Source organism: Clostridium beijerinckii HUN142 (genome assembly GCF_000621745.1).
Lineage (GTDB): Bacteria > Bacillota > Clostridia > Clostridiales > Clostridiaceae > Clostridium > Clostridium beijerinckii_A.
On sequence record NZ_KK211335.1, the window covers coordinates 313,585 to 334,338 of the forward strand.

Genomic DNA, 20,754 nt, shown 5'->3' on the forward strand with positions numbered 1-20,754 from the left:
AACTCAATTATAGCATATTGAGAATTTACTAGGAAGTATAACTGACTTTGAGTACGTGAATGATCCGTCTACATTATAGTATGTCAAAAGTTTACTAGGAACTATAAAGTTTAGTAGTAGTTAGTGCCTGTTTTATAATTATAGCATATCGAGAATTCACTAAGAACTATAACCTGGTACCTTCACCCATAAATTACGCTTTAATTATAGCATATCAAGAATTTACTAAGAACTATAACATTATATCCATATTCACACCTCTTAAAATTGTTATAGCATATCGAGAATTCACTAGATGCTAATATCACTAAATTACGATTTATAATTTAGTTGAATATAATAATAATAATTTTTATTTCTTTATAAAGATATTATTTTTATTCATATGCATCGCGAGTACTTGATTTTACTTTAAGTAAAGGAAATGTGAGCGGTAAATTTTAAAATGCCAACATTTCGCTTATCATCAGTAAGATATGATTAAGTATTATAAAATACAATATGCAAAGATATGATATTTTTAATCTAAGGTTTTAAGTATTTTCAATTATGAATAGACATAATAGAATACACTAAGTTAAGGCTTGGTAGAATGCTTCAACACGCGCTTCATGCTGAAACAGTTGTTAAGCTAATTAAGCAATAAAGCGAAAGAAGAAAAAAGGGCGTTGAATGTAAATGAAATAAATAGCTTTAATGCTATTAGAGGAGAAATAAAATCCATTGACGAAACTTTAAAGATGGAAGAAGAACAAAGAAAACATATTGAATGGGTACTGGGGAAAAAAGAGGGCTATGCCACAGAAGAAAAGGAATTAAGAGTATTTAAAGAAGGCAAAAAGATCGATATTGAAGCTAGAGGTAAAGACGTTAATTTAAGCATTGATAAATTAGTCAGAGCAATGATAAGAAACAATTACAAGTATATAAGGACGGTATTAATTAATTTAAAGTAATATTCTTTTATGCGTAAAATTGTCTATTTTACACAAAATAAATAAAAACATAATAAGGTGTGATTACGTTGAAAAAACTTATACTATTATTAATTTTTGTGTTGAGTTTAACAAGCGTATTTTATAAAGATAACTCCTTTGCTATAGAGACAAAACAATATTCAAAAGAAGAAATCTCTAAACTGCCTGAAGATTCGAAAGAGAAAAGATATCAAGATGTAATTATTTGCTTATTTATTCCGTATATGCAAAAGGAAGTAAATAACTATTATCAAGAATATCTAACTGAAATGCCAATAGTTTTCCCGGATAGCGTTGATATAGTAAATATTAAAAGAGAAAGTGGATTTGGATATTTAATTCAATCAGAACTTATAGTTCATCCATTTGTTGGGCCTTACAACACTGTTGGAGATGACAGAATAATAATTGAAACAGGAGCCTATGGATCAGTTAAGATTATTAAATTTGAACATCTTAAAAGTTATGAATTGCCTTGGAATTGGAAACATATAATAAAAAAAGCATATTAATTCTTATATGAAAGTAAATTTGCTATGAATCTATTGCTTTGATAAAGATTATATTCAATTCGTAATTCATTTCTTTCTCTAGTAAATTTATTGCCTATATAAGTTATTATAACACCAGTGCTAGTTTTACTAGAATCGAGCACATATTTAATATTTTTACCATCATAGGTTATCATTCTAATTTGAGGTTCACCTTCAATGGTAAATACTATAACATTAATATGATCTGGCTTGCCTAGTAAGACATTATTAAAAAAAATTAATACAGGTTCTTCATAATCAATTATACCAAATGAATTTATAATTGAACTTATTGTGTATTTAAACATAGGTTCTAACATAATAACCTCTTTTAATTTTAATCATGATTCAATATATATTATTAATACTTTTAATGTGCATAATCCAATAAAGATTATTTTAATCCCCACATATTTAGGTGTATTTTTTTATTGGGGAGGTTGACACTCACAGCCGCTATGTAAACACACAATTTTCCCTAAATGAATTTTTAAGAATAAATTACTTATAAAATATAACATATGTAATATATTAAAGACACTTTATTGTTAAGATATTATAAATAGGGGTTAAAATGAAATCCAAATAGCTTTACCGTCTTCATTATAAATTTTTTCTTTTGAATAAATTATCTTTCCATTGGTTACATCAATATCAACATGTGCAAAATTACCTTTTGGTGATATTCCAAATGCTTCGATTACTAAAAATTCCTTATCGGGTATTTCATAATAAGAAACATAATCAAGGTTAAAATGATATCCTATTGCCCAATCTTTATTGGGAATTCCAGGCTTTAAATTTTTGTGCTCTTTTGCAATTTTTAGTACATCAGTTGAATCAATTTTTATATCAGAATCGTTAATTCCCTTTTTAGGGGCTCTATTTTTATCTTCCATTATCTTAGCTTTACCATGTACTACAAATATATTATATTCAGCATTGGATTTAGTGTCTGTAAAAGCTACATTCCATACAGCACACATTCTATCAGATCCTGATTCTTCTGATGGCTTGACTATTGCGTCAGTACTAATGATTTTTATTAGCTTTGCGTCTGGAGATAATTCATTTACTTTTGCATATGCTATAGAAATTGATTTCTTCAATGTGGTTTTTTCATTTTGTGGTAGTGTTTTAGAAATTAAATTTATACTAATTATTATAGATATGACTAAAATACATATGAAGATCAGGGGACATATATTTTTTCTAGCTTTAAATTTAAACAAAATATCTCATCCAATAATTCAATATTTAATAATTGTTATATATATGTAATCTGTTGAGTTTTATATGATTTTTTATGCAAAAAATTCAAGAAGGGATGGAGGAGCATTTGGCAAGACTAAGTAAAAGTGTGGCGGTTATGAGTAAGAATTGAAATTTTATTTTACAGGTTTTTTGTATATAATTGAGGGTGCAGTGGTGTTGTTATACTTTAGGAAATATAACAACAAATATTTGGGATTAAAATATGTATTATAATGAAAATTATGTGACCGATCAATTTGTCCACTTGAAAGTATCGATATAACTAATGTTAGGACTATATAACAAGGTCACAACTAATTATGTAGTTTTAATTGATAATTACTGATTTTTTAGACCATCTTAATTTATATAATGTAATAAATATTTATATGTGGTGGCAAAGCATTATCATGTCAATAATTTGCCACCAGTTTACAAGTTGTATAAAAATATAGTTTGATTTGTTATAATATAAAATAGTGTTTAGTTTCCCTAAAGGTAGCCATTTCAAAGTGTTAATACGATATAATAAGTTTTAGAATAATGCACTTTGATAATGGTGTTATTAACACGCCTTACGCTGAGACTAATAGTCAACATGAGGAGCGCGTTGTAATACTTTGGAAATTATTTGTATTTGTATAATTTATAAGAGTTTTAATATTTAAATATTGCGGAGTAGATTTAGTTCGGATCTAAATGAAATTTCCCTCAACTTTCCCTTAAGGGAAAAACACAATAAAATACAGTAAATTATGATTTAGTACAAGCTGGCGCTAATACAGAAGAAACTTAGGTATAATAATGAGATTTGATGAAATAAAATATGATTATTATCCACCTACATTTGTATTTCATGCAGATGTAGGTGCAGATTGAGCATCGGAATTGTCTTCGGTATATAATTTTTAAAAAGATTTAAGTAGTATGGGAAAAATGCCTTTAGGGGTGTATAAGATATCTGAGAAACAATTTTCAGAATTATTTAATGGAAAAGTATATCAAGGTTCTGTAAAAAATATCAGAAAGAATGGTGTCAATATTTATTAGATGATTTTATTGATTTAGACAATTCAGAAGAAAAAAAGAAACAATATTTAGATTGGTATGGAAAAGTGTTTGTTGATTGCTAGTATCTAATAAAGAATATGATTTCTAAATAAATACATCTATTTGATAACAAAATCTTAGAAGAAGTGTTAAATTAATAATAAAAGTATTTATTTAAAATTAGCATTTAGATTTATAATAATTGTTTACAATACATTAGAGTATACCCAATATTAAATCCAAGGTCAAAAAATGCCTTGAATTTTTTAGATGGTTGTATTTGCACAATAACAAGAAATATTATTAAGGATTTTCTTTAGAAGGTTTTTCTTTTTTACAATAGCAGTAGAGTAGCACATATTTTTCAAATAAGCATAATCTCGAACTGTGTAATTTCTAAAGAATACAAAATTTATAAGTTCTAGTTCTTCTGTATTTAAATCCTTAAGATCCAACGTTAAATCTTCATAATCACACATTTCACATAACGATGTTTCAGTGGAGAATTCAAGTGAAAAATAGTATTTTTCAACATCATCATGTAAGCTTAGAACATCATTACCTTCAGTAGATCTTTTGGTTTTAACTCTCTTGATTAGATCATTCATATTATTTTTAGTAGCATAGGCAACGAATCTGTGCTTCTCTAAATTATACGTAGAAGCAGATTTAAAAAGTGATTGGTAATATTCTTGGCTAATATCATAAGCGGTATACCCATCAATGAAAGTTCTTTTAAAAATATTATAAATTAATAGTATAAATTCCATAGCTAATCCAGCATTGTCAACTAAAGTTTCAATATAATTAAAATCCATATAAACCTCCCTCTTCAACTAAGAGTTATGAATTAAATAATTAATTTGCATATATTGTGTTTATTATTAAGTTTACCACTACATATAGTATATATGGCTAGATTACATATAACTTATATAGGAGTATAAAAATAATTATATAAGTTAAGATTTTAGGAGTAAATTGTCAAAAGGAGCTTCAGAAGTTTATGAATAATCTCAATGTAAAAATGCTTTATATTGTATTAATTTTTGCATTATATTCTAAAATTTGATACTTTATATCAAATACAATAAACTGTATTATATTTCAAATTTGCAGATCTTTTGTTTCAGGAATATAAACATTATGTTTTTGTAATGCAAGCATATATGTAAATGAAATGATTTATGATGTATAAATGTACTTTCTTTGCCTGTCCATAAAACTATACTAGCACCATAGGTCGACTTCTCTACAATAGGTATTTTCATATTTTTAAATAATTTTTTAAATATATCTATAAGAAATTTTTATAAATATGTATTTTTCAAGTTATACTTTAAAAAAAATAAAGGGAGAATGAAGAATATGATTTATGGTAAAGAATTTTATAAGTATATGAATAAAATGATTAAGTGGAAATTTGGAATATTATATAGAGTAATTCGAAATAAGTATGTTTTTAATAATCATTTAAATATATTTGAAAAATTAGGTGAGTATAGAGATAAGGCTAGAAAAGAAAATGAAATGTTAGAATTACATTTTAATAAACTAAATTTTAATTATGGGACTATGTGTATGGCTGAAGGTGTAGAGGGGGGTGACGAAATAATACTTTGCACTGATTATTATGATGATACAGAATATGAAGTGATTACAATACTTCTTAAGGATAATAAAACATATAAAATTAAAAAATGCAATATAAAAGGTTACTTTTTAGAACTAATTGAAAAATAATATTTATTTATGGAGTAATAGATTGTTAAATAACTAATTTTTACAAATAATTTTTCAAGAAAATACTCTTAGGAATTATAGATTAAAAGGATATTTTCCTGATTTTATTATGTGCTTTAGAGTTAAAGGAAAGCTACCTGAATGAGATCATGACTTCATATTCAAGTTACCAAAGAAGTGGACTACGATTAGATAAAGTAAAGTTATTAAAGATGATTTCGAGAAAGAAGAAATTCAGTGAAAATTTTAGTAAGTTATTTGTAAAAGAAGAAGTATTGAAAGATAATTTATGATTATTTTTCAATACTTCTTTAAGTTATTTTTTTATATAGGTCACTAACAGATATAGAAAGTGCATTACAGATACTCAAAATTTCATAATCATATAATATTCTAGTTTGATTTTCGATTTTTGAAATCATTGTTCTATCAAATTTAAGTCCATTAGTTGACAATCTAGCAGCCAAGAAGTCTTGGGAAATACCTAGCTTACATCTATAAAACCGTATAGATGGACCTAAAATATTTTTTGTTTCTATAATAATCCTCCTTTAGCTATTTTTTTAGTACTATGTATTAATTTTAGTAAATAGGAAATAATAAAGTGTGCTCATTCAGCACACTTTGCAATATTATAAAATTAATTTGGAGGTCATATATGAATGTTTTTATTCCAAAAGTAAAAGAGGCATCAATATTTAAAGAAATTGCACATAATATTATTAATCCGTTAGAAATAATAAGAGAGGCTATAAGTAATTCATTTGACGCAGAAGCACTGAATATACACATAAATATTTGTAGAAATAATAATGGAGATTTTTTAATAATAATTAAAGATGATGGAAAAGGCATGGATATTGATGCGATTCATAAATTCTTTAATTTAGGAGATTCAAATAAGAATAACTTAGGAATAGGTGAAAAGGGGTTGGGAACAAAAACATATTATAAGAGTGATTTAATAACAGTGTTTACTAGGATAAAGAACAAAAAGGTTTATAAAGCAGAAATGGCAAATCCGTGGCAAAAGCTAAATGATTGTATAATACCTCAATACACTATTGAGGAATATAATGAAAAATTTGAATTTAAAAGTGGAACTATGGTCATAATGAAAAATTATAAGATAGATAATCCCGAAAAGTATTTTAATTGTGAAACAATTAAAGATTACATTCAATGGTTTACAGCAGCTGGAAGTTTTAAAAATATATTCGCTAGTATCCCAAGTCTTTATAAAAATATTAAAAATATGCAAATAGCTCCCAAAGTATTTATAAATGATTGTATCTTAAATCAAAATGAAGAAATAATAGGCGTACATATATTTGCTCAACCACAAGAATTACCTGATGAAGACATAAATCAAAAAATATATAGGAGAACAGTAAATTATTGTAGGCATTTTGGACCATTTCATTTAGAAACCAATATAAATGGGGAATATGTATCAGTTGAGGTATATGGGGAAATAGCAGGTATAAATCGTAGAAAGGAAATTTCTAAATTAAAAAAAGGTGAAACTTATAAAGGAAGATTTGGATTATATTTAGCGAAAGATTTTATACCATTTTTAAGAAGAGTTGATTTGCTAAATGATGAACAATATTATCATTATCATATTTTGGTTAATTCACAATGTTTTGAATTAACTGCAGACAGAAATAATTTAGCAAATGAAAATGATCCAAAAGTTAAATGGGTATTGGAAAAAACAAAGGAGATTATAAATACAAAAATAAAACCTATAGCACAAGAATATTATTTTAATTTAAGAAAGAAAGAGGAAGAAGAATATGCAGCAAGGCGTAAGTTCGAATCGATAAATAAAAACTTAAATAACCTTGAAAAACTTGATGATATTTTAATAGACTACATTCCGATTATTAAAAAACCAAATTCTGAATATGAAGTGGCTATGTTGTTCGTTTCATTGCTTTCTAATGACAGAACTAAAGCGTTTATTGGATCCATATTGAAAGTAATTACATATTCCAAGATTGCAGCAACAGATATGATTTGTTTAGATAAAAAAAATAATAATGTTCTAGTAGAAATAGAAAATAAATTAAGTAGTTTGCTTAAACATAAGCACCCTGTAAATACAATTGATTATGTAGTATGTTGGGATGTAGATATTGACTATAATAAGATCATAGAGTTTAACGAAAAGAAAATCATTTTAATGAGTAAAGGAGAAAAAAGTATAATTTTGTGTGATAACAATAAAACAATTGAAATTATTAACTTAAAGAGTGTAGTAAATAAAATATTAACTAGAGATTTAAGAACAAGTTAAAAATGTTTCAATATTATATATTTGTAATTAGTCCTACATGAAGCAATTTTGATAATAAATTCATTGAAAGAGGCAGAGCATTTGTTACTATTGCATATGCTTTTGTTTGTGGCATACAAGGGAGTGATTAGAATATGGCTGATGACAACGAATTATTTAATTTAATCTGTAAATTGCGTTCAAATATGCAAGTAGGTTTTTGAAAAGTATATGAAGAAATGGATAAGTTAGAAGAAGAAATCACTAAGAGTGCTGAAATTATTGCAAATATAGATGTAAAGGTTAGATTACTTGTAGATGGGCAGGTACTATTTAAAGAGTAAGAAGGACATAATAATGATGAAAATAGAACTGTTTATGAATTATGGATTCTCTAAAACGAACTTCTATTGAGGTAAGGAATCTTGTTGAAATTGTTGAAGTTCTCAAAAAAGATACTGGTGAGAATAGAGTAGACATCAAGGTATTAAAAAAACATCAATTTAGGAATAATTAAAGTATTCTACAAAATAATAACCAGAAATATTATCAAGTTTAGTATATAAACAAAGACGGCAGCTGGAACTCCCTAATTCAAGGGAGTTTTTATTGTGTTTAATAATATCACAAGTTTGACTTGTGGTTCGGGCAAGATTTTAGATATAAGTAGAAAGAATAAACTAGATTTGCCGACCAAAACTTAGGAGATAAATTATATATGGACAGATAAAAACTGATATAAGTAAAAAGTGATTGAATATGTACCTATTGAAAAATATAATACCAATTAAGTATGGACTTCAATATTTAGCATTAATTTCATCTTTATATTTCATAGAAAACTAGAAATGAAATATAATATATGAAATAAAATTCTTAGCAAAGCTTGCTTCTGAATGGAATAAGCCAAATGGAATTAAAGAAATAAGAAAAGAAATGATTCCTGACATACTGTTTCCTCTTCCAATATCTAAGGTCCATGGGTTAGGTAAAGTGTCAGTAGCAAAGCTAAATAATATGGGGATATATTATATTAAAGAATTATATAAGATGCCCAAAGAATTTTATATAGAGTATCTAGGCAAGAATGGTATTGAGATATACGATAGAATAAGAGGAATTGATGGTAGAAAAGTTGAGTTAATTCGCGAAAGAAAATCTATAGGAAAAGAAAGGACTTTAAAATTCGACACTAGAAATAAAGAAGAATTGAGAGAATACATTAAAGAATTTTCTTTTGAAATTGAAGAGATTTTAAGCAGAAAAAATGTCAGTGGGAAGACTGTTACACTTAAGTTTAAAACCAAGGATTTTGAAAATCATACAAGAAGTAAAACATTGAATTATTATATTGGTGCTCAGTTTGAAATATATAAAGTTGCAGAGGAACTATTAGATAGTGAGGAATTGAAAGAAGAAGTAAGGCTGATTGGAGTCAGCATATCTTCATTCAAAGAAACAGAAGTGCAGCAAATGAGTTTGCTATAATGAAGTTCGCGCTAGATACTATAGTTAGGTATATAAACAGCGAAAGGAAGGTCATGCATTTGTTCCGGTTGCCAGAATATTTAACCGTGAATTTCCAATAGCAGAAGTTGTCACATTTATGCATGCTCCCGAGACAAGCTCGTGACAGGCAAAAATAATACAACTTCTACTAAGGAAATGTCTGCGGTTAAATATTCAATGCAACACTTTCACAAAAGCATGACCTTCCTTTCTGGCATATACTACATATATAAGATAGTGTTTAACTTTACACTCGTTATCTAGGCGCGAAATAATCAAAGGTATATGTGAAATACTTAAAGTGATAGCCAAACAAAGAAATAGAATACATATATGTGGAGTCAGGCATTGAAAAATGAGCTGTTGGTATGTTTTAATGAGACGTTGTTACATTTTGCTTGTCCAAATAAATTTGGAGCACGCATAAATGGGCACAACGTCCCATTTAGACATACCTAGCGAAGTTTTTCTAGTCCTGCGGAACATATATGTATTCTATTTCGGGTGTTTATCGCTTCACTTTAAGTTCTGCACAATATCAATACCTTATGATTGTGCTTAAAGAGCATATTCAAGAATTGCTCTTAAAACTCCATGCTCTACATTACTTGTAGCTATGTATTTACCATATTGTTTCATGTCTTCTGGAGCATTTTCCATGACAAAGCTATACTCAGCTTCAGCAAGCATTTCTATATCATTGTAATAATCTCCAAATACCATAGTTTCTTCTTTTGATATATTATCAGTATCCATAAGACTCTTTAAAGCAACGCCTTTGTTAACGCCTTTATTTGAAATATCAGTCCAAATTGCAGCTGTTGATACTATATTAAGATCATTGGTTAATTCACTGTCAGTTATATTATTAGTACCTTCTAAATTACAAATACTAATTTTAATTATATCATCATCAATTTTACTTAAATCATCTACAATTTCTAAACTTGTATAATATTTCTTTATTTCAGTCAAATATTCTTCAGAATAATTTTCAATATATGCACAATTTGGAGAGCATACTACCAATGCATTTGCTTTGACTTTTTTAGCTTCACTGATCACATTTTGAACCATATCTTTAGATAAAACACTTTTATAAATTATCTGATTATTATCAACAACTAAAGCTCCATTTTCACAGATAAAAGATAAATATCTTCCTATAGGGCCAAAGTTAGTTTGTAGCGTATAATAAGGTCTTCCGCTAGCAGCAACAAGTTTTATATTTTTTGCTCTTAAACGGTCCAGAATATCAGTAAATCCATCTGGCAAGTGACCATTCTCATCTAGTAAAGTTCCATCCATATCTGTTACAACTAATTTAATCATAAAATCTCCTTCCGATACTTTGAATTTAAAAATATATACATATAGAATGATAACATATATTTGAAAACTAATAAAGTCAATGATTCTACCATGGAAGAGATGTACATATAGATTACATTTTAAAGAATAATTTATAACTTGTTTCACATCCTATAATTAAAGGAAAATCAAATTATTATTTATGAAGGAGAAAGATGAAAAATATTTTGAATAGAAAAAATAGTATTTTTAAAAATATCAATTATCCATTAGCAGCTTTTTTCCTAGTAATAATAATAGGCATATTTACTTTATTTGTTAAACCTATTATTGGTATGGCAGATAATGGGGATTTCTATAGAGTGATAAGTTCAAATGGGGTATATGAATTAAATCCCAATGATAGTGATTTATATAATGGATATTTTTATAGGTATTATGGAATTTATAAATACAATAATGATATAGAAAAAAACTTTATATCAACTCAGGGAATTTTTATTAAGATAGCAGTTTACATAAGCCAGATGTTTAATAAGAATTTCATTTTAGATATAAGATTCATGTCATGGATGTTTTTACTTGCAGAGGCAATCGGAATTTATTTAATTGTAAAAGTATTAATAAATCAAGTTACTGAAGAAAAATATAAATTAATAATAACATTAGTAACCATCTTTATATTTTGTGATACAGCATATTTAGCTTATTATAATTCCTTTTATGGGGAAGCTGTTAACATAAGTTTCTTTCTGCTTAGCATAGGCATTTTATTAAATATGGCAGAATTTAATAAGTTTAGCAAGCTGAATATATTGCTATTTGGAATTTCTTCTTTTATATTTTTAGGTTCGAAGCAGCAGCTTTCACCAGTTGGTATTTTAATTGCAGTATTATGTCTTAGAATAGGATTTAGAAATAAGGAAAAATTATTTAAAGGATTAACTATAGTTTTAGCTATTGGATTTGTAATAAGTTCAATATTGTTCTATAAGCAGATAAGCGGGGATTTTCAATATATTAATGGATATCATGCAATGAATAGAGGAATTTTATTATATGAAGAAGATCCAGATGAAGTCATGAAATTTTTTCATTTAAATGAGCAATATTCATTATTAAAAGATACAACCTTCTATGATGATGTGACTTTAGTTAATTTATATGATAAACAGCTTATAGAGGATTATTATAAAAAATTTACTACAACAAAAATAATATCTTATTATACGACACATCCAAGAGAATTTTTTAAAATGTTAAAAATAGCTTTTGATAATGGATATTCCATAAGGCCTAATGCAATGGGGAATTACGAGAAATCTGAAAACAAAGGCTTTGGGGCTAAATCATACTTTTTTGCAGTATATAGCACAGTAAAAGAAAAGATATTCACAGGAAATATTGTGTTATCAATTATTTTGATAATAGGGTATGGTTATTCTTCAGCTATTAGATATATAAAATCAAGAAAAATCAAATGTCATACTATGATTTTTAAAGAAGAGGTATATTTTTATATATTTCTAGTTGGAGTATCTCAAATTATAATATCTGTTGTAGGCGCAGGAGATGCAGACTTAGCTAAGCATGTTTTCATGTATAATATGAGTTTTGATTTAATCTTAATATACTCTATATCTGTAAATTTACAAAAGCATCAAGTTAAGATAAAATCAAAAAACAATAAATAGATATATATTTTTCAATTCACAATTCATAGTTACGACTAAAATTCTTGCAATATTTTTAGAATTATGATGAAGAATTATTTTTGTAATATATATATTTAAGCTATGAAATTATTTATAAGGCATATGAAAGAAAACAATAAGTAAAATTTGATTTTGCATTCTCTTTCAAGTGTTTTGAACTGGAGGAATGATATGTGGAACCAGTTAATGTAAGAAAAAAGGTTGATATATTAATAACTATACTTATAGCATATTTCTTTGTTTTATGTTTAAGCTATAAAGTTTTTGAATTAGATAATTCTTTTGAAAATTATATTATGCTCGAAGTTGTAATGATAATAGCTCTTGTAAGTTATTATACTAATGTTACCTTAGCATTGGTTGTTACTCTTGCAGTCGATTTTATTTATATGAGTTACAAATTATATTTAAATTTCTGGGGAAATATAAATATTGATTTTTACTCATATTACTGGATTTTTCTAATTCCAAGTACAGCCATTTTAATGTCATTAGTTTCAAGAAATATTTTTGCTCTTCAAACAGAAAATGAAAGCTTAATAAATGAAAATTCAGAATTAGTCATGATAGATGAAGAAACAAATATTAAAAATCAAAGAGCTCTTTTAATAGAGCTGCCAATATATATGAAGCTTAGCACAAGACATAAAATTCCTGTTACCTTACTTATTGTAAAGATTAAGTTTGCAGAAAAACTTAGAAGTATATTAGGAAAAGAAGGGTATAAGCTTTTGCTGATTCAGGCAAGTCAGGTTCTTGAAAAAAGCTTAAGGGAGGAAGATATTAAATATATAATAGATGATAAGACTTTTGGTTTTTTGACAATTACTGATATGAGTGGAGCTAAAGTTGTAAAGGAGAGATTTAGAGAGAACATTAATAAATATGATTTTACTAAAGGATCTCATTATAAGAAAGTAAAGCTAGATATTCAAATTGGCAGTTATACATTTGATAATTCTATAAAAGATCCGTTAGAGCTCATTAGACTGGCAGAGAAGGAATTGGAATATGATATACATGAATAAATGCTTTATTTATAGAGTCATAATAATTTTGATTTGCTTTATAGGCGCTGAGTATTTTATTAACACCATGAAATGTTATGGCGAAAACAGAAAAGTACTTATTTTGTATGATAAAAGTAAGGAGTATGGTAGTGAAAAAAACTTATTGAGTGCGTTAGTTAAAAGTCAGTTATCAGAGGAAAAGGAAATTAGCATATATAAAATAAATATCGATAATCCAAAAGATTTTCAGCAGTATAATGAAATATTCATTTTAAATATAGGAGAAGAAAATCATAGCATAGAGGCATTAAAGGAGAAATTAAAATCATATAACGGAAAGATTAACTGGATAAAAAAATCTTCTGAACTTTTAAATAAAGAAGATTTTAAATTAAAAGCTGAAACTTATTTATATCTTGATAATGTAACTCCATTTAATGATTTAAACAATTTAATCGACGAAGTAGATTATTTAAAAGATAAGGGGATCAAATTTTTTATAGAAGCAGCACCGGTATTTGTAAATGAAGATTTGAAAGCCATGGGCAGATTTTCAGAAGCCTTAAGATATGCACAGGCTAATGGAGGAAAAGTAATACTTAAGTTTCCTATAATTAATTCTAAAGGAGTAAATGGCACAGATACAGGAGGAAAAATAATTGGAGATAAACTTAAAGAAGCCTTTAATAATTATACTAATTATTGGATTTATCCAGTTGGAATAAATGCTGATGAAGATTTGCTTTATAGAAAAGATTTGAAAAATATTTTAGAAGGCACTGATACTTTATTTCTAAATTACAGTGAAGATATTGACGTTGATATAGATAATTATGAAATCAAAGCTTATAGAAATTTTATTCAAAAAGTTGACTTAGACGACTATATTAATAATGAAAAAATAAGAAGTAAAAACGCAATAAAAATAGAAAGTAACTGCAATTTAGAAGAATTTAAAAATAGTGTTAATAAAGTTTTAAGTAAAGAAATTAATCTTATTCCAAGTAATAAAATAAGTTCTTATATAAAGTTTGAAAGTGAAATTAAGAATGATTATGGAAGAGTTTTTCTTAACAATCAAGAGGTAACTCAGGATAGATTTATTAATGCAGAAGAATATGAAAATGCTGTTAACAAAACAATCAATAAAGAAAATCCAATTAAAGAGGATTTAACTCTTACAAATAGAAGACTGGAAGTATTCAGTGGAGCAGCTTTAATAATATTTATAGGAATACTTATAATAAGCAGAAATATAGAAAGAAAAAGGTTTTTTAAATAATGATATGAATATTTTAGATTATTTAGTTATATATTCGCTCGTAGTAATATGGATAACAATTTTTATGAATGTAATATTAGTAATAGCAGGATATATGTATTATTCAAAAGTAAACAAGGAAGATATGGATGAAGAGCTTGAAAGCTATCCATTTGTATCAATATTAGTTCCAGCTCATAATGAAGCTGTAGTAATAAAAAAGACAGTAATTTCTTTATTAGAACTAGATTATCCAAATGATAAATATGAAATTATAGTAATAAATGATAATTCAAGTGATAATTCTAAAGATGTACTTGAAAATCTTCAGAAAACTTATTATGGTAGAAATCTTATAATGATTAATACTGATAATATAATAGGGGGAAAAGGAAAATCAAACGCTTTAAACATAGGTCTTCAAAAAAGCAAGGGAGAAATTTTGGCAGTTTATGATGCAGATAATACTCCTGATAAAAATGCTCTTAAATATTTAGTGCAGACTTTAATAAAAGATAAGAAATTGGGAGCAGTTATTGGAAAGTTTAGATGCAGAAATAAGGATGTAAATTTGCTCACTAACTTTGTTAATATAGAAACTCTTACATATCAATGGATGGCGCAAGCAGGAAGATGGTATATGCTTAAACTTTGCACTATTCCAGGAACAAATTTTGTAGTTAGAAGAGAAGTAATGGAAGAAATGGGAGGCTGGGACACAAAGGCTATAACGGAAGATACAGAAGTGAGCTTTAGAATTTATAGAATGGGATATAAAATAAAATTTATGCCTCTTGCAGTAACTTATGAACAAGAACCTCAAACTATTAAAGTATGGTTTAAGCAAAGAAACAGATGGGCAAAAGGAAATATATATGTGGTGATAAAAAATCTGAAATATTTATTTGGACTAGAGGCAGGAGTAACAAAATTTGATATTCTATATTACACTTTGGTTTATTTCTTTTTTTTATCTGCAAGCGTAATATCAGACTGTATATTTTTGCTTGGAGGAGCAAATTTAATTGAGGTTCATATTGGAGGATATGAGACGATTTTATGGTTTATGGCATTATTAGTATTTGCATTATCTGTAATGGTGGCAGTTTCAACAGAAAAAGGAGAATTAAACGTAAAAAATGTATTGATTATATTTTTAAGCTATTTTACTTATTGCAAAATGTGGGCTATAGTTTCGGTGGCTGGTTTTTACAACTATATAAGGGATGTTGTATTGAAAAAGGAAGCAAAGTGGTATAAGACAGAAAGATTTTCTTAAGGAGGAGCAGCATGAAAAGAGATATTCTAAATAAAGTCATAAGGAACAATGAAAAGCACATCTTTGGGGTATTATTTTTTTTCATGTGTTTTATTCTTTCTACAGCGATTTTGATATTTAATACAGGTGTTGAAGTATTTGCTGCATCTGAAGGAAATAATATAGAAACAACTGAAAGTATAAAAACTTATAGTTTAAGCAATGACATATCCTTTAATGGAACTTTTTCAAGTCATAGTATATATTTTAATGTGGATAAATGGTGGGAAAATACTAAAGCTCAAGTCCAAATAAACTTTTCTATAAATCAATTAATTGATAAAAGTAAAGATTCATATATAAAATTATCCGTTAATGGAACTCCTTTTTATTCTCAAAAAGTTTATTATAAAGCAGATTCAGAGGTTCAGCAGTTAACGGTATCCATACCAAAGGAGCTGATAAAAACTGGATCTAGTGAATTGAAAATAGAAGCTTACTTAAGATTATCAGAGGAGCCATGTGTAGATGATGTCAATTCAGCTAATTGGTTTGTAATAAAAGGTGGTACTAATATAAAAACAACTTTTAACAATATTATTTCTAATAATAAAATAGCTGATTTTCCATATCCATTTTTAAAAAATCAGGATAATGATAGTGATTCAGAAGACTTATTAATTGTAATTCCAGATGATTACACTGATTCAGAGCTTAGTGCTGCATACATCTTAAATTCATATTTACAAAAACTAAATGATACCTATAAAAATAAAATAAGTATAACTAAATATGGAGACTTTCAAAAAGGAGAAAATACCAATACTATATTTATTGGAAAATTTAATAGTTTTCCTAATGAGTATACAGAAGAAAATAATCAAAGTGATGAATGTCTTATAAAAATATCAAATTCATTGTATTCAAAAAATATAAATATTAAAAACATGATGATTTTGTGTAATGATAATGACAACTTAATAAGAGGAGTTAAAGCGCTAGAAAACCAAGAGTTAATATTTCAGTTGAGTAGTGATACTTATAAAGTAAATAAAGATTTAAAGGTAGAGACAGTTCCTGACACTAAAAGTGGAAAAATTACTTTTGACAATATGGGAATTGGTGAAATACAGTTAAAAGGTGTTTTTAGAAGAGAAGCTGGAATAAGCTATAGAATTCCTAAAAATAAGGTTTTTTCTCAAAGCGATAAGCTTAAAATTTTTATGAGATATTCAGATAATCTTGATTTTGATAAAGCTTTAGTTACAGTGTACGTTAATAATACACCTATAGGAAGTAAAAAACTTGATAAGAGTAAGGCTTTAAATGATGAATTGGAGCTTAGTTTACCAAGTGATATAAGTTATACAAACTATTTAGATATAAAGATTGGTTTTGATTTAATTTTAAAAGATACATATTGTGAGAAAAGAGAAGAGGATATGCCTTGGGCTCTTGTTACAAGAGATTCGTATTTATATATTGGTGATAACGATACGGAAGGATATTATTTTTCAAGTTACAGTGCACCATTTGTAAAAGATGAAATGTTTAATGATACTGCAATGATTGTGACTGATAGTCTAAGTTCTAAAGAGATAAATTCATTAGGAAAAGTCATTGGCTTTTTAGGAAAAGATGTTACTTACAACAATGGAGAGTTTAAAGTTATCAGTAATTCAAATGTGACAGATGATGATAAAAAGAAGAATATAATAATCTATGGAACACCAAAAACTAATAAATTGATTCCTGAGGTAAATGATAGATTATGGTTTAAGTATGATGAAAGCTATTCAAAATTTTTATCAAATGAAAAGCTTCAATTAACAGAACCTTTTAGCTATAAGATTGCAAACTTCCAATTTGATATCTCAAAATATAATAGTCAAAAGGCAATGATTGTATTGACCTCACCAGATAATAAAGTATTAGAGGATTCACTAAATTACTTAAGTGTAACGGAGATGTTTCAAAAACTTAATGGAGATTGTGCAATAATAGATGAAGATGGTAATATCAAGACATATAAAATGAAAAAAGAAACTACAAAGCCAGTTTACGAAAAGGTAGAGGAATTAGGTGGCAATGCCAAAATAATGCTTATAATAATAGGTTTGTTTATAATATTTGCAGTAATTGCTATAGTTCTATATTCATATAAAAACAAAAGCAAAGATAGAAATAATGAAGTTAAAATAGAAAATAGAAGAAGACGATTCAATAAAAAATAACAAGTCTATATATTAAGTCTATTTTTCAGCATATAAGTATATTGACTAATAGAACCTATACGAGACCAATATACTTATGATGAAAAATAATTATAGTATTTTGGAGTTGTTATTTTATGTGCCTAAATGCACTCGATTTTTAATTATTTTCAGGTAAATGTTTTCAAAGTGTTGATCGTATTTGAATAAAAATTTAAATATGATAACATAGTAATTGAGGAAGATAATAGTTAAATACTTTATAAACTATATATAATTTACGCCAAAGATTTTATATTATAAGCTTGTAGGATTAACAATGAGATAAATTGATTATCGTAACTTATATAGTTTTACCAAAAATAGATAAATGGGGTGATATAATGAAATATGCATTAGATGTGCATACTCATACTATAGCAAGCGGCCATGCTTACTCAACCTTAATGGAAAATGCAAAAGCAGCTTCGGAGAAAGGAATAAAGGTGCTTGGTACTACAGAGCACGGAATTACTATGCCACATTCTCCACATATATGGTATTTCAATAATTATAAGGTGCTACCAAGAGAACTTTTTGGAGTTACAATGCTTTATGGAACTGAGGCTAACATAATTGATTATGATGGAAGCTTAGATATGGATGATTCAACATTAGAGAAATTGGACATTGTAATCGGAAGTATACATGATGAAGTTTACAAAGTTGGAGATATTACAGAAAATACGAAAGCTTTTATAAACGTAATAAAGAGTGGAAAAGTTGATATAATAGGTCATCTTGGAAATCCAGGAGTTCCAGTTGACTTTGAAGAAGTAATAAAGTGTGCTAAAGAGAATGATGTTTTAATAGAAATTAATAATAGCTCATTTACAACATCTAGAGTTGGAAGTCTAGGAAATTGTACCCAAATAGCATCTTTATGTAAAAAACATAATACTAAGTTAATAATAAATAGTGATGCACATTTTTGTACTCGTATTGGAGAATTTGATGAGGCTATTAACATGCTAGAATCGATAGAATTTCCAGAAGAACTTATAATAAATAATGATCCAAAGGAATTATTATTGAGATTGAAGAAAAAAGGTAGAATAAAAGATTTAGAAGTAGAACAATTGCAATAGAAATTAAACAATAGAATGTATGATAAGCTAAATTCTTAGTGGTCATATAGGCATCTAATTTAAGAATTAGACTTATTAGATGAACCTATTTACAAAGTTGCTAAAACTTTAAGCCCATATCTTCACTAGAAATCATAAATATATTTGTGGAGAAAACATTTGAAAATGAGCTGTTAAAGGTTCTTAGCTGTAGGTTGTTCCGATTTAGCTTGTCAAACTGAAAGTTGGAGCATGCTAAAGTGGATACAACCTGATGCTTAGAACCTTCAGCGATATTTTCATAGCTTTTCGGAACAAAATATTTATGATTTCGGTAAGTTACCACATAAATTTAGTTTTAGAGCTGGATATCTATACATTCTATTTTCTTCATCAATATTTAATTGAAAACTTTTTTTCACCATCTAATATTGGAAGTATATCCAAGTTTATATCGGAAACTCTGGCAAATCCATTACCTTTTTTTACTTCAGACACGAAAGATAAGACATTATTTTCTAGTCCTTGAACTTCAATTTCTACATTGCCATTCATAAGATTTCTACACCAACCAGTTAAATTTAATTTACAAGCTGTAAGTTGAAGAAAATATCGAAACCCAACACCTTGTACTCTTCCTTGTACTATTGCTGAATATCTAATCATGTGTTTATCCTCCTAATTCCTTTATAAGTCTATATTTTTAATCAAATATTATAGTCTAAAAAATAGTGTATATGTTTATATTAATTATATATATTGCAATTAAGTTTTTACATTCTAATCTCAATTAAATAATTGGCTTGTTGAAGTTTTAAATCTAAAATTATTACTTCAGTATATATAATTTAACATATATGTTATGTTTTATTTTTTTATTATATCATAAGGTATCCCAAAATTAGATGAAAATTATAAAAGTATTTATAATTTTCCGAATTTTTAGTATAATGTATATGTATTAGGAAATAATATGAACTGATTACACTATATGGAGGTCTTTACATGATTGAAAAAAGCGTAGTATTAATTAAACCAGATGGAGTTGAAAGAAATATAATAGGAAATATTTTAAGTTGTTATGAAGATAATGGTTTGAAAATAGTATCATTAAAGCTTATGAGAGCCACAAGAGAAATTGCTGAAAAACATTACAGCCAACATAAAGGAAAAGACTTCTATGAAGAGCTTATAACATTTATAACAAGAAGTCCGCTATGTGCACTAATACTACAAGGTGAAGATGCTGTAGCAAGAATAAGAAAGATTAATGGAGCAACTAGTCCAACAGATGCAGAAGAAGGAACAATAAGACATAGATATGCTAGAAGTAAGACAGAAAATTGTGTTCATGCATCAGACACTATAGAAAGTGCAAAAGAAGAAATCGCTTTATGGTTTCCAGAAATATAAAAAAGAGACTTTAAATGAATGAAGAATTGAATATTAGATCTTAAAAGGCTTACTTAGAATATATTTATTCTTTAAAGTAAGTCTTTTTTATATATAAGAGAAGATAGGAATTCCAACCAT

Annotated in this window: 17 protein-coding genes and 1 pseudogene; 13 read left to right on the forward strand and 5 right to left on the reverse strand. The window is 26.9% G+C overall.

Annotation, left to right across the window (positions count from 1 at the left end):
- Positions 1-668: 668 nt before the first annotated feature.
- Together T483_RS0119640 and T483_RS0119645 are read left to right on the forward strand one after the other, a co-directional pair.
- Positions 669-956, forward strand: a complete 288-nt coding sequence (locus T483_RS0119640) for a hypothetical protein (RefSeq protein WP_026888357.1) — start codon at positions 669-671, stop codon at positions 954-956.
- Positions 957-1,024: 68 nt separating this feature from the next.
- Complete coding sequence (locus T483_RS0119645) at positions 1,025-1,489, forward strand: DUF3888 domain-containing protein (protein ID WP_026888358.1); 465 nt, start codon at positions 1,025-1,027, stop codon at positions 1,487-1,489.
- Here the strand turns inward: T483_RS0119645 and T483_RS0119650 are convergent.
- The 3 genes from T483_RS0119650 to T483_RS0119665 all read right to left on the reverse strand — a co-directional run bounded on the left by T483_RS0119650 (position 1,486) and on the right by T483_RS0119665 (position 4,632).
- Positions 1,486-1,830 carry a DUF4362 domain-containing protein gene (locus T483_RS0119650; protein ID WP_026888359.1) on the reverse strand — a complete coding sequence of 115 codons (345 nt, stop codon included), beginning with the start codon at positions 1,828-1,830 and terminating at the stop codon, positions 1,486-1,488. The two genes, T483_RS0119645 and T483_RS0119650, sit on opposite strands and share 4 nt — an antisense overlap.
- Positions 1,831-2,079: 249 nt before the next feature.
- Positions 2,080-2,619, reverse strand: a complete 540-nt coding sequence (locus T483_RS0119655) for a hypothetical protein (RefSeq protein WP_155268519.1) — start codon at positions 2,617-2,619, stop codon at positions 2,080-2,082.
- 1,461 nt (positions 2,620-4,080) lie between these two features.
- Positions 4,081-4,632 (reverse strand): sigma-70 family RNA polymerase sigma factor, encoded by a 552-nt coding sequence (locus T483_RS0119665; RefSeq protein ID WP_026888361.1) that lies wholly within the window; start codon positions 4,630-4,632, stop codon positions 4,081-4,083.
- Positions 4,633-5,182: 550 nt separating this feature from the next.
- Here T483_RS0119665 and T483_RS0119670 point away from each other — a divergent pair.
- From T483_RS0119670 to T483_RS29545, 4 genes and pseudogenes are all read left to right on the forward strand, one after another.
- Positions 5,183-5,557: a hypothetical protein gene (locus T483_RS0119670; protein WP_026888362.1), complete on the forward strand. Its 375-nt coding sequence runs from the start codon at positions 5,183-5,185 to the stop codon at positions 5,555-5,557.
- Between the two features lie 149 nt (positions 5,558-5,706).
- Positions 5,707-5,850 (forward strand): hypothetical protein, encoded by a 144-nt coding sequence (locus tag T483_RS31905; protein ID WP_155268520.1) that lies wholly within the window; start codon positions 5,707-5,709, stop codon positions 5,848-5,850.
- Between the two features lie 365 nt (positions 5,851-6,215).
- Entirely contained in the window at positions 6,216-7,859 is a 1,644-nt protein-coding gene (locus T483_RS0119675) for an ATP-binding protein (RefSeq protein WP_026888363.1), read from the forward strand.
- An 849-nt stretch (positions 7,860-8,708) separates the two neighbouring features.
- Positions 8,709-9,326: pseudogene (locus tag T483_RS29545) on the forward strand (DNA polymerase IV); the annotation flags it as partial.
- Positions 9,327-9,905: 579 nt separating this feature from the next.
- On the opposite strand, the gene T483_RS0119695 reads toward T483_RS29545, so the two are convergent.
- Complete coding sequence (locus tag T483_RS0119695; RefSeq protein ID WP_026888364.1) at positions 9,906-10,679, reverse strand: HAD family hydrolase; 774 nt, start codon at positions 10,677-10,679, stop codon at positions 9,906-9,908.
- A gap of 194 nt (positions 10,680-10,873) precedes the next feature.
- Here T483_RS0119695 and T483_RS0119700 point away from each other — a divergent pair, with 194 nt between their 5' ends.
- From T483_RS0119700 to T483_RS0119725, 6 genes are all read left to right on the forward strand, one after another.
- The gene (locus tag T483_RS0119700; RefSeq protein ID WP_026888365.1) at positions 10,874-12,352 is read left to right on the forward strand and encodes a hypothetical protein; all 1,479 of its coding nucleotides are present in this window, start codon (positions 10,874-10,876) and stop codon (positions 12,350-12,352) included.
- 194 nt (positions 12,353-12,546) lie between these two features.
- The gene (locus T483_RS0119705) at positions 12,547-13,401 is read left to right on the forward strand and encodes a diguanylate cyclase domain-containing protein (RefSeq protein ID WP_026888366.1); all 855 of its coding nucleotides are present in this window, start codon (positions 12,547-12,549) and stop codon (positions 13,399-13,401) included.
- Positions 13,394-14,665: a DUF2334 domain-containing protein gene (locus T483_RS0119710; protein ID WP_242841895.1), complete on the forward strand. Its 1,272-nt coding sequence runs from the start codon at positions 13,394-13,396 to the stop codon at positions 14,663-14,665. Before T483_RS0119705 ends, T483_RS0119710 begins: the two co-directional genes overlap by 8 nt.
- Before the next feature lie 4 nt (positions 14,666-14,669).
- Entirely contained in the window at positions 14,670-15,923 is a 1,254-nt protein-coding gene (locus tag T483_RS0119715) for a glycosyltransferase (protein WP_026888368.1), read from the forward strand.
- A gap of 11 nt (positions 15,924-15,934) precedes the next feature.
- Positions 15,935-18,136 (forward strand): cellulose biosynthesis cyclic di-GMP-binding regulatory protein BcsB, encoded by a 2,202-nt coding sequence (locus T483_RS0119720; RefSeq protein WP_026888369.1) that lies wholly within the window; start codon positions 15,935-15,937, stop codon positions 18,134-18,136.
- Between the two features lie 362 nt (positions 18,137-18,498).
- Positions 18,499-19,242, forward strand: coding sequence for a phosphatase (locus tag T483_RS0119725; RefSeq protein ID WP_026888370.1), 744 nt, complete (start codon positions 18,499-18,501; stop codon positions 19,240-19,242).
- A gap of 372 nt (positions 19,243-19,614) precedes the next feature.
- Here the strand turns inward: T483_RS0119725 and T483_RS0119730 are convergent, their stop codons facing one another.
- Positions 19,615-19,887: an acylphosphatase gene (locus T483_RS0119730; protein WP_026888371.1), complete on the reverse strand. Its 273-nt coding sequence runs from the start codon at positions 19,885-19,887 to the stop codon at positions 19,615-19,617.
- Positions 19,888-20,226: 339 nt separating this feature from the next.
- Here T483_RS0119730 and ndk point away from each other — a divergent pair, with 339 nt between their 5' ends.
- Positions 20,227-20,634, forward strand: a complete 408-nt coding sequence (gene ndk / locus T483_RS0119735) for a nucleoside-diphosphate kinase (RefSeq protein WP_026888372.1) — start codon at positions 20,227-20,229, stop codon at positions 20,632-20,634.
- The last annotated feature ends 120 nt before the right edge of the window (positions 20,635-20,754 follow it).

Coding starts and splice junctions, on each gene's coding strand:
- T483_RS0119650 (WP_026888359.1), bottom strand. CDS start 1,830: ATGTTAGAACCTATGTTTAAATACACAATAAGTTCAATTATAAATTCA.
- T483_RS0119665 (WP_026888361.1), bottom strand. CDS start 4,632: ATGGATTTTAATTATATTGAAACTTTAGTTGACAATGCTGGATTAGCT.
- T483_RS0119670 (WP_026888362.1), top strand. CDS start 5,183: ATGATTTATGGTAAAGAATTTTATAAGTATATGAATAAAATGATTAAG.
- T483_RS31905 (WP_155268520.1), top strand. CDS start 5,707: ATGACTTCATATTCAAGTTACCAAAGAAGTGGACTACGATTAGATAAA.
- T483_RS0119675 (WP_026888363.1), top strand. CDS start 6,216: ATGAATGTTTTTATTCCAAAAGTAAAAGAGGCATCAATATTTAAAGAA.
- T483_RS0119695 (WP_026888364.1), bottom strand. CDS start 10,679: ATGATTAAATTAGTTGTAACAGATATGGATGGAACTTTACTAGATGAG.
- T483_RS0119700 (WP_026888365.1), top strand. CDS start 10,874: ATGAAAAATATTTTGAATAGAAAAAATAGTATTTTTAAAAATATCAAT.
- T483_RS0119710 (WP_242841895.1), top strand. CDS start 13,394: ATGAATAAATGCTTTATTTATAGAGTCATAATAATTTTGATTTGCTTT.
- T483_RS0119715 (WP_026888368.1), top strand. CDS start 14,670: ATGAATATTTTAGATTATTTAGTTATATATTCGCTCGTAGTAATATGG.
- T483_RS0119720 (WP_026888369.1), top strand. CDS start 15,935: ATGAAAAGAGATATTCTAAATAAAGTCATAAGGAACAATGAAAAGCAC.
- T483_RS0119725 (WP_026888370.1), top strand. CDS start 18,499: ATGAAATATGCATTAGATGTGCATACTCATACTATAGCAAGCGGCCAT.
- T483_RS0119730 (WP_026888371.1), bottom strand. CDS start 19,887: ATGATTAGATATTCAGCAATAGTACAAGGAAGAGTACAAGGTGTTGGG.
- ndk (WP_026888372.1), top strand. CDS start 20,227: ATGATTGAAAAAAGCGTAGTATTAATTAAACCAGATGGAGTTGAAAGA.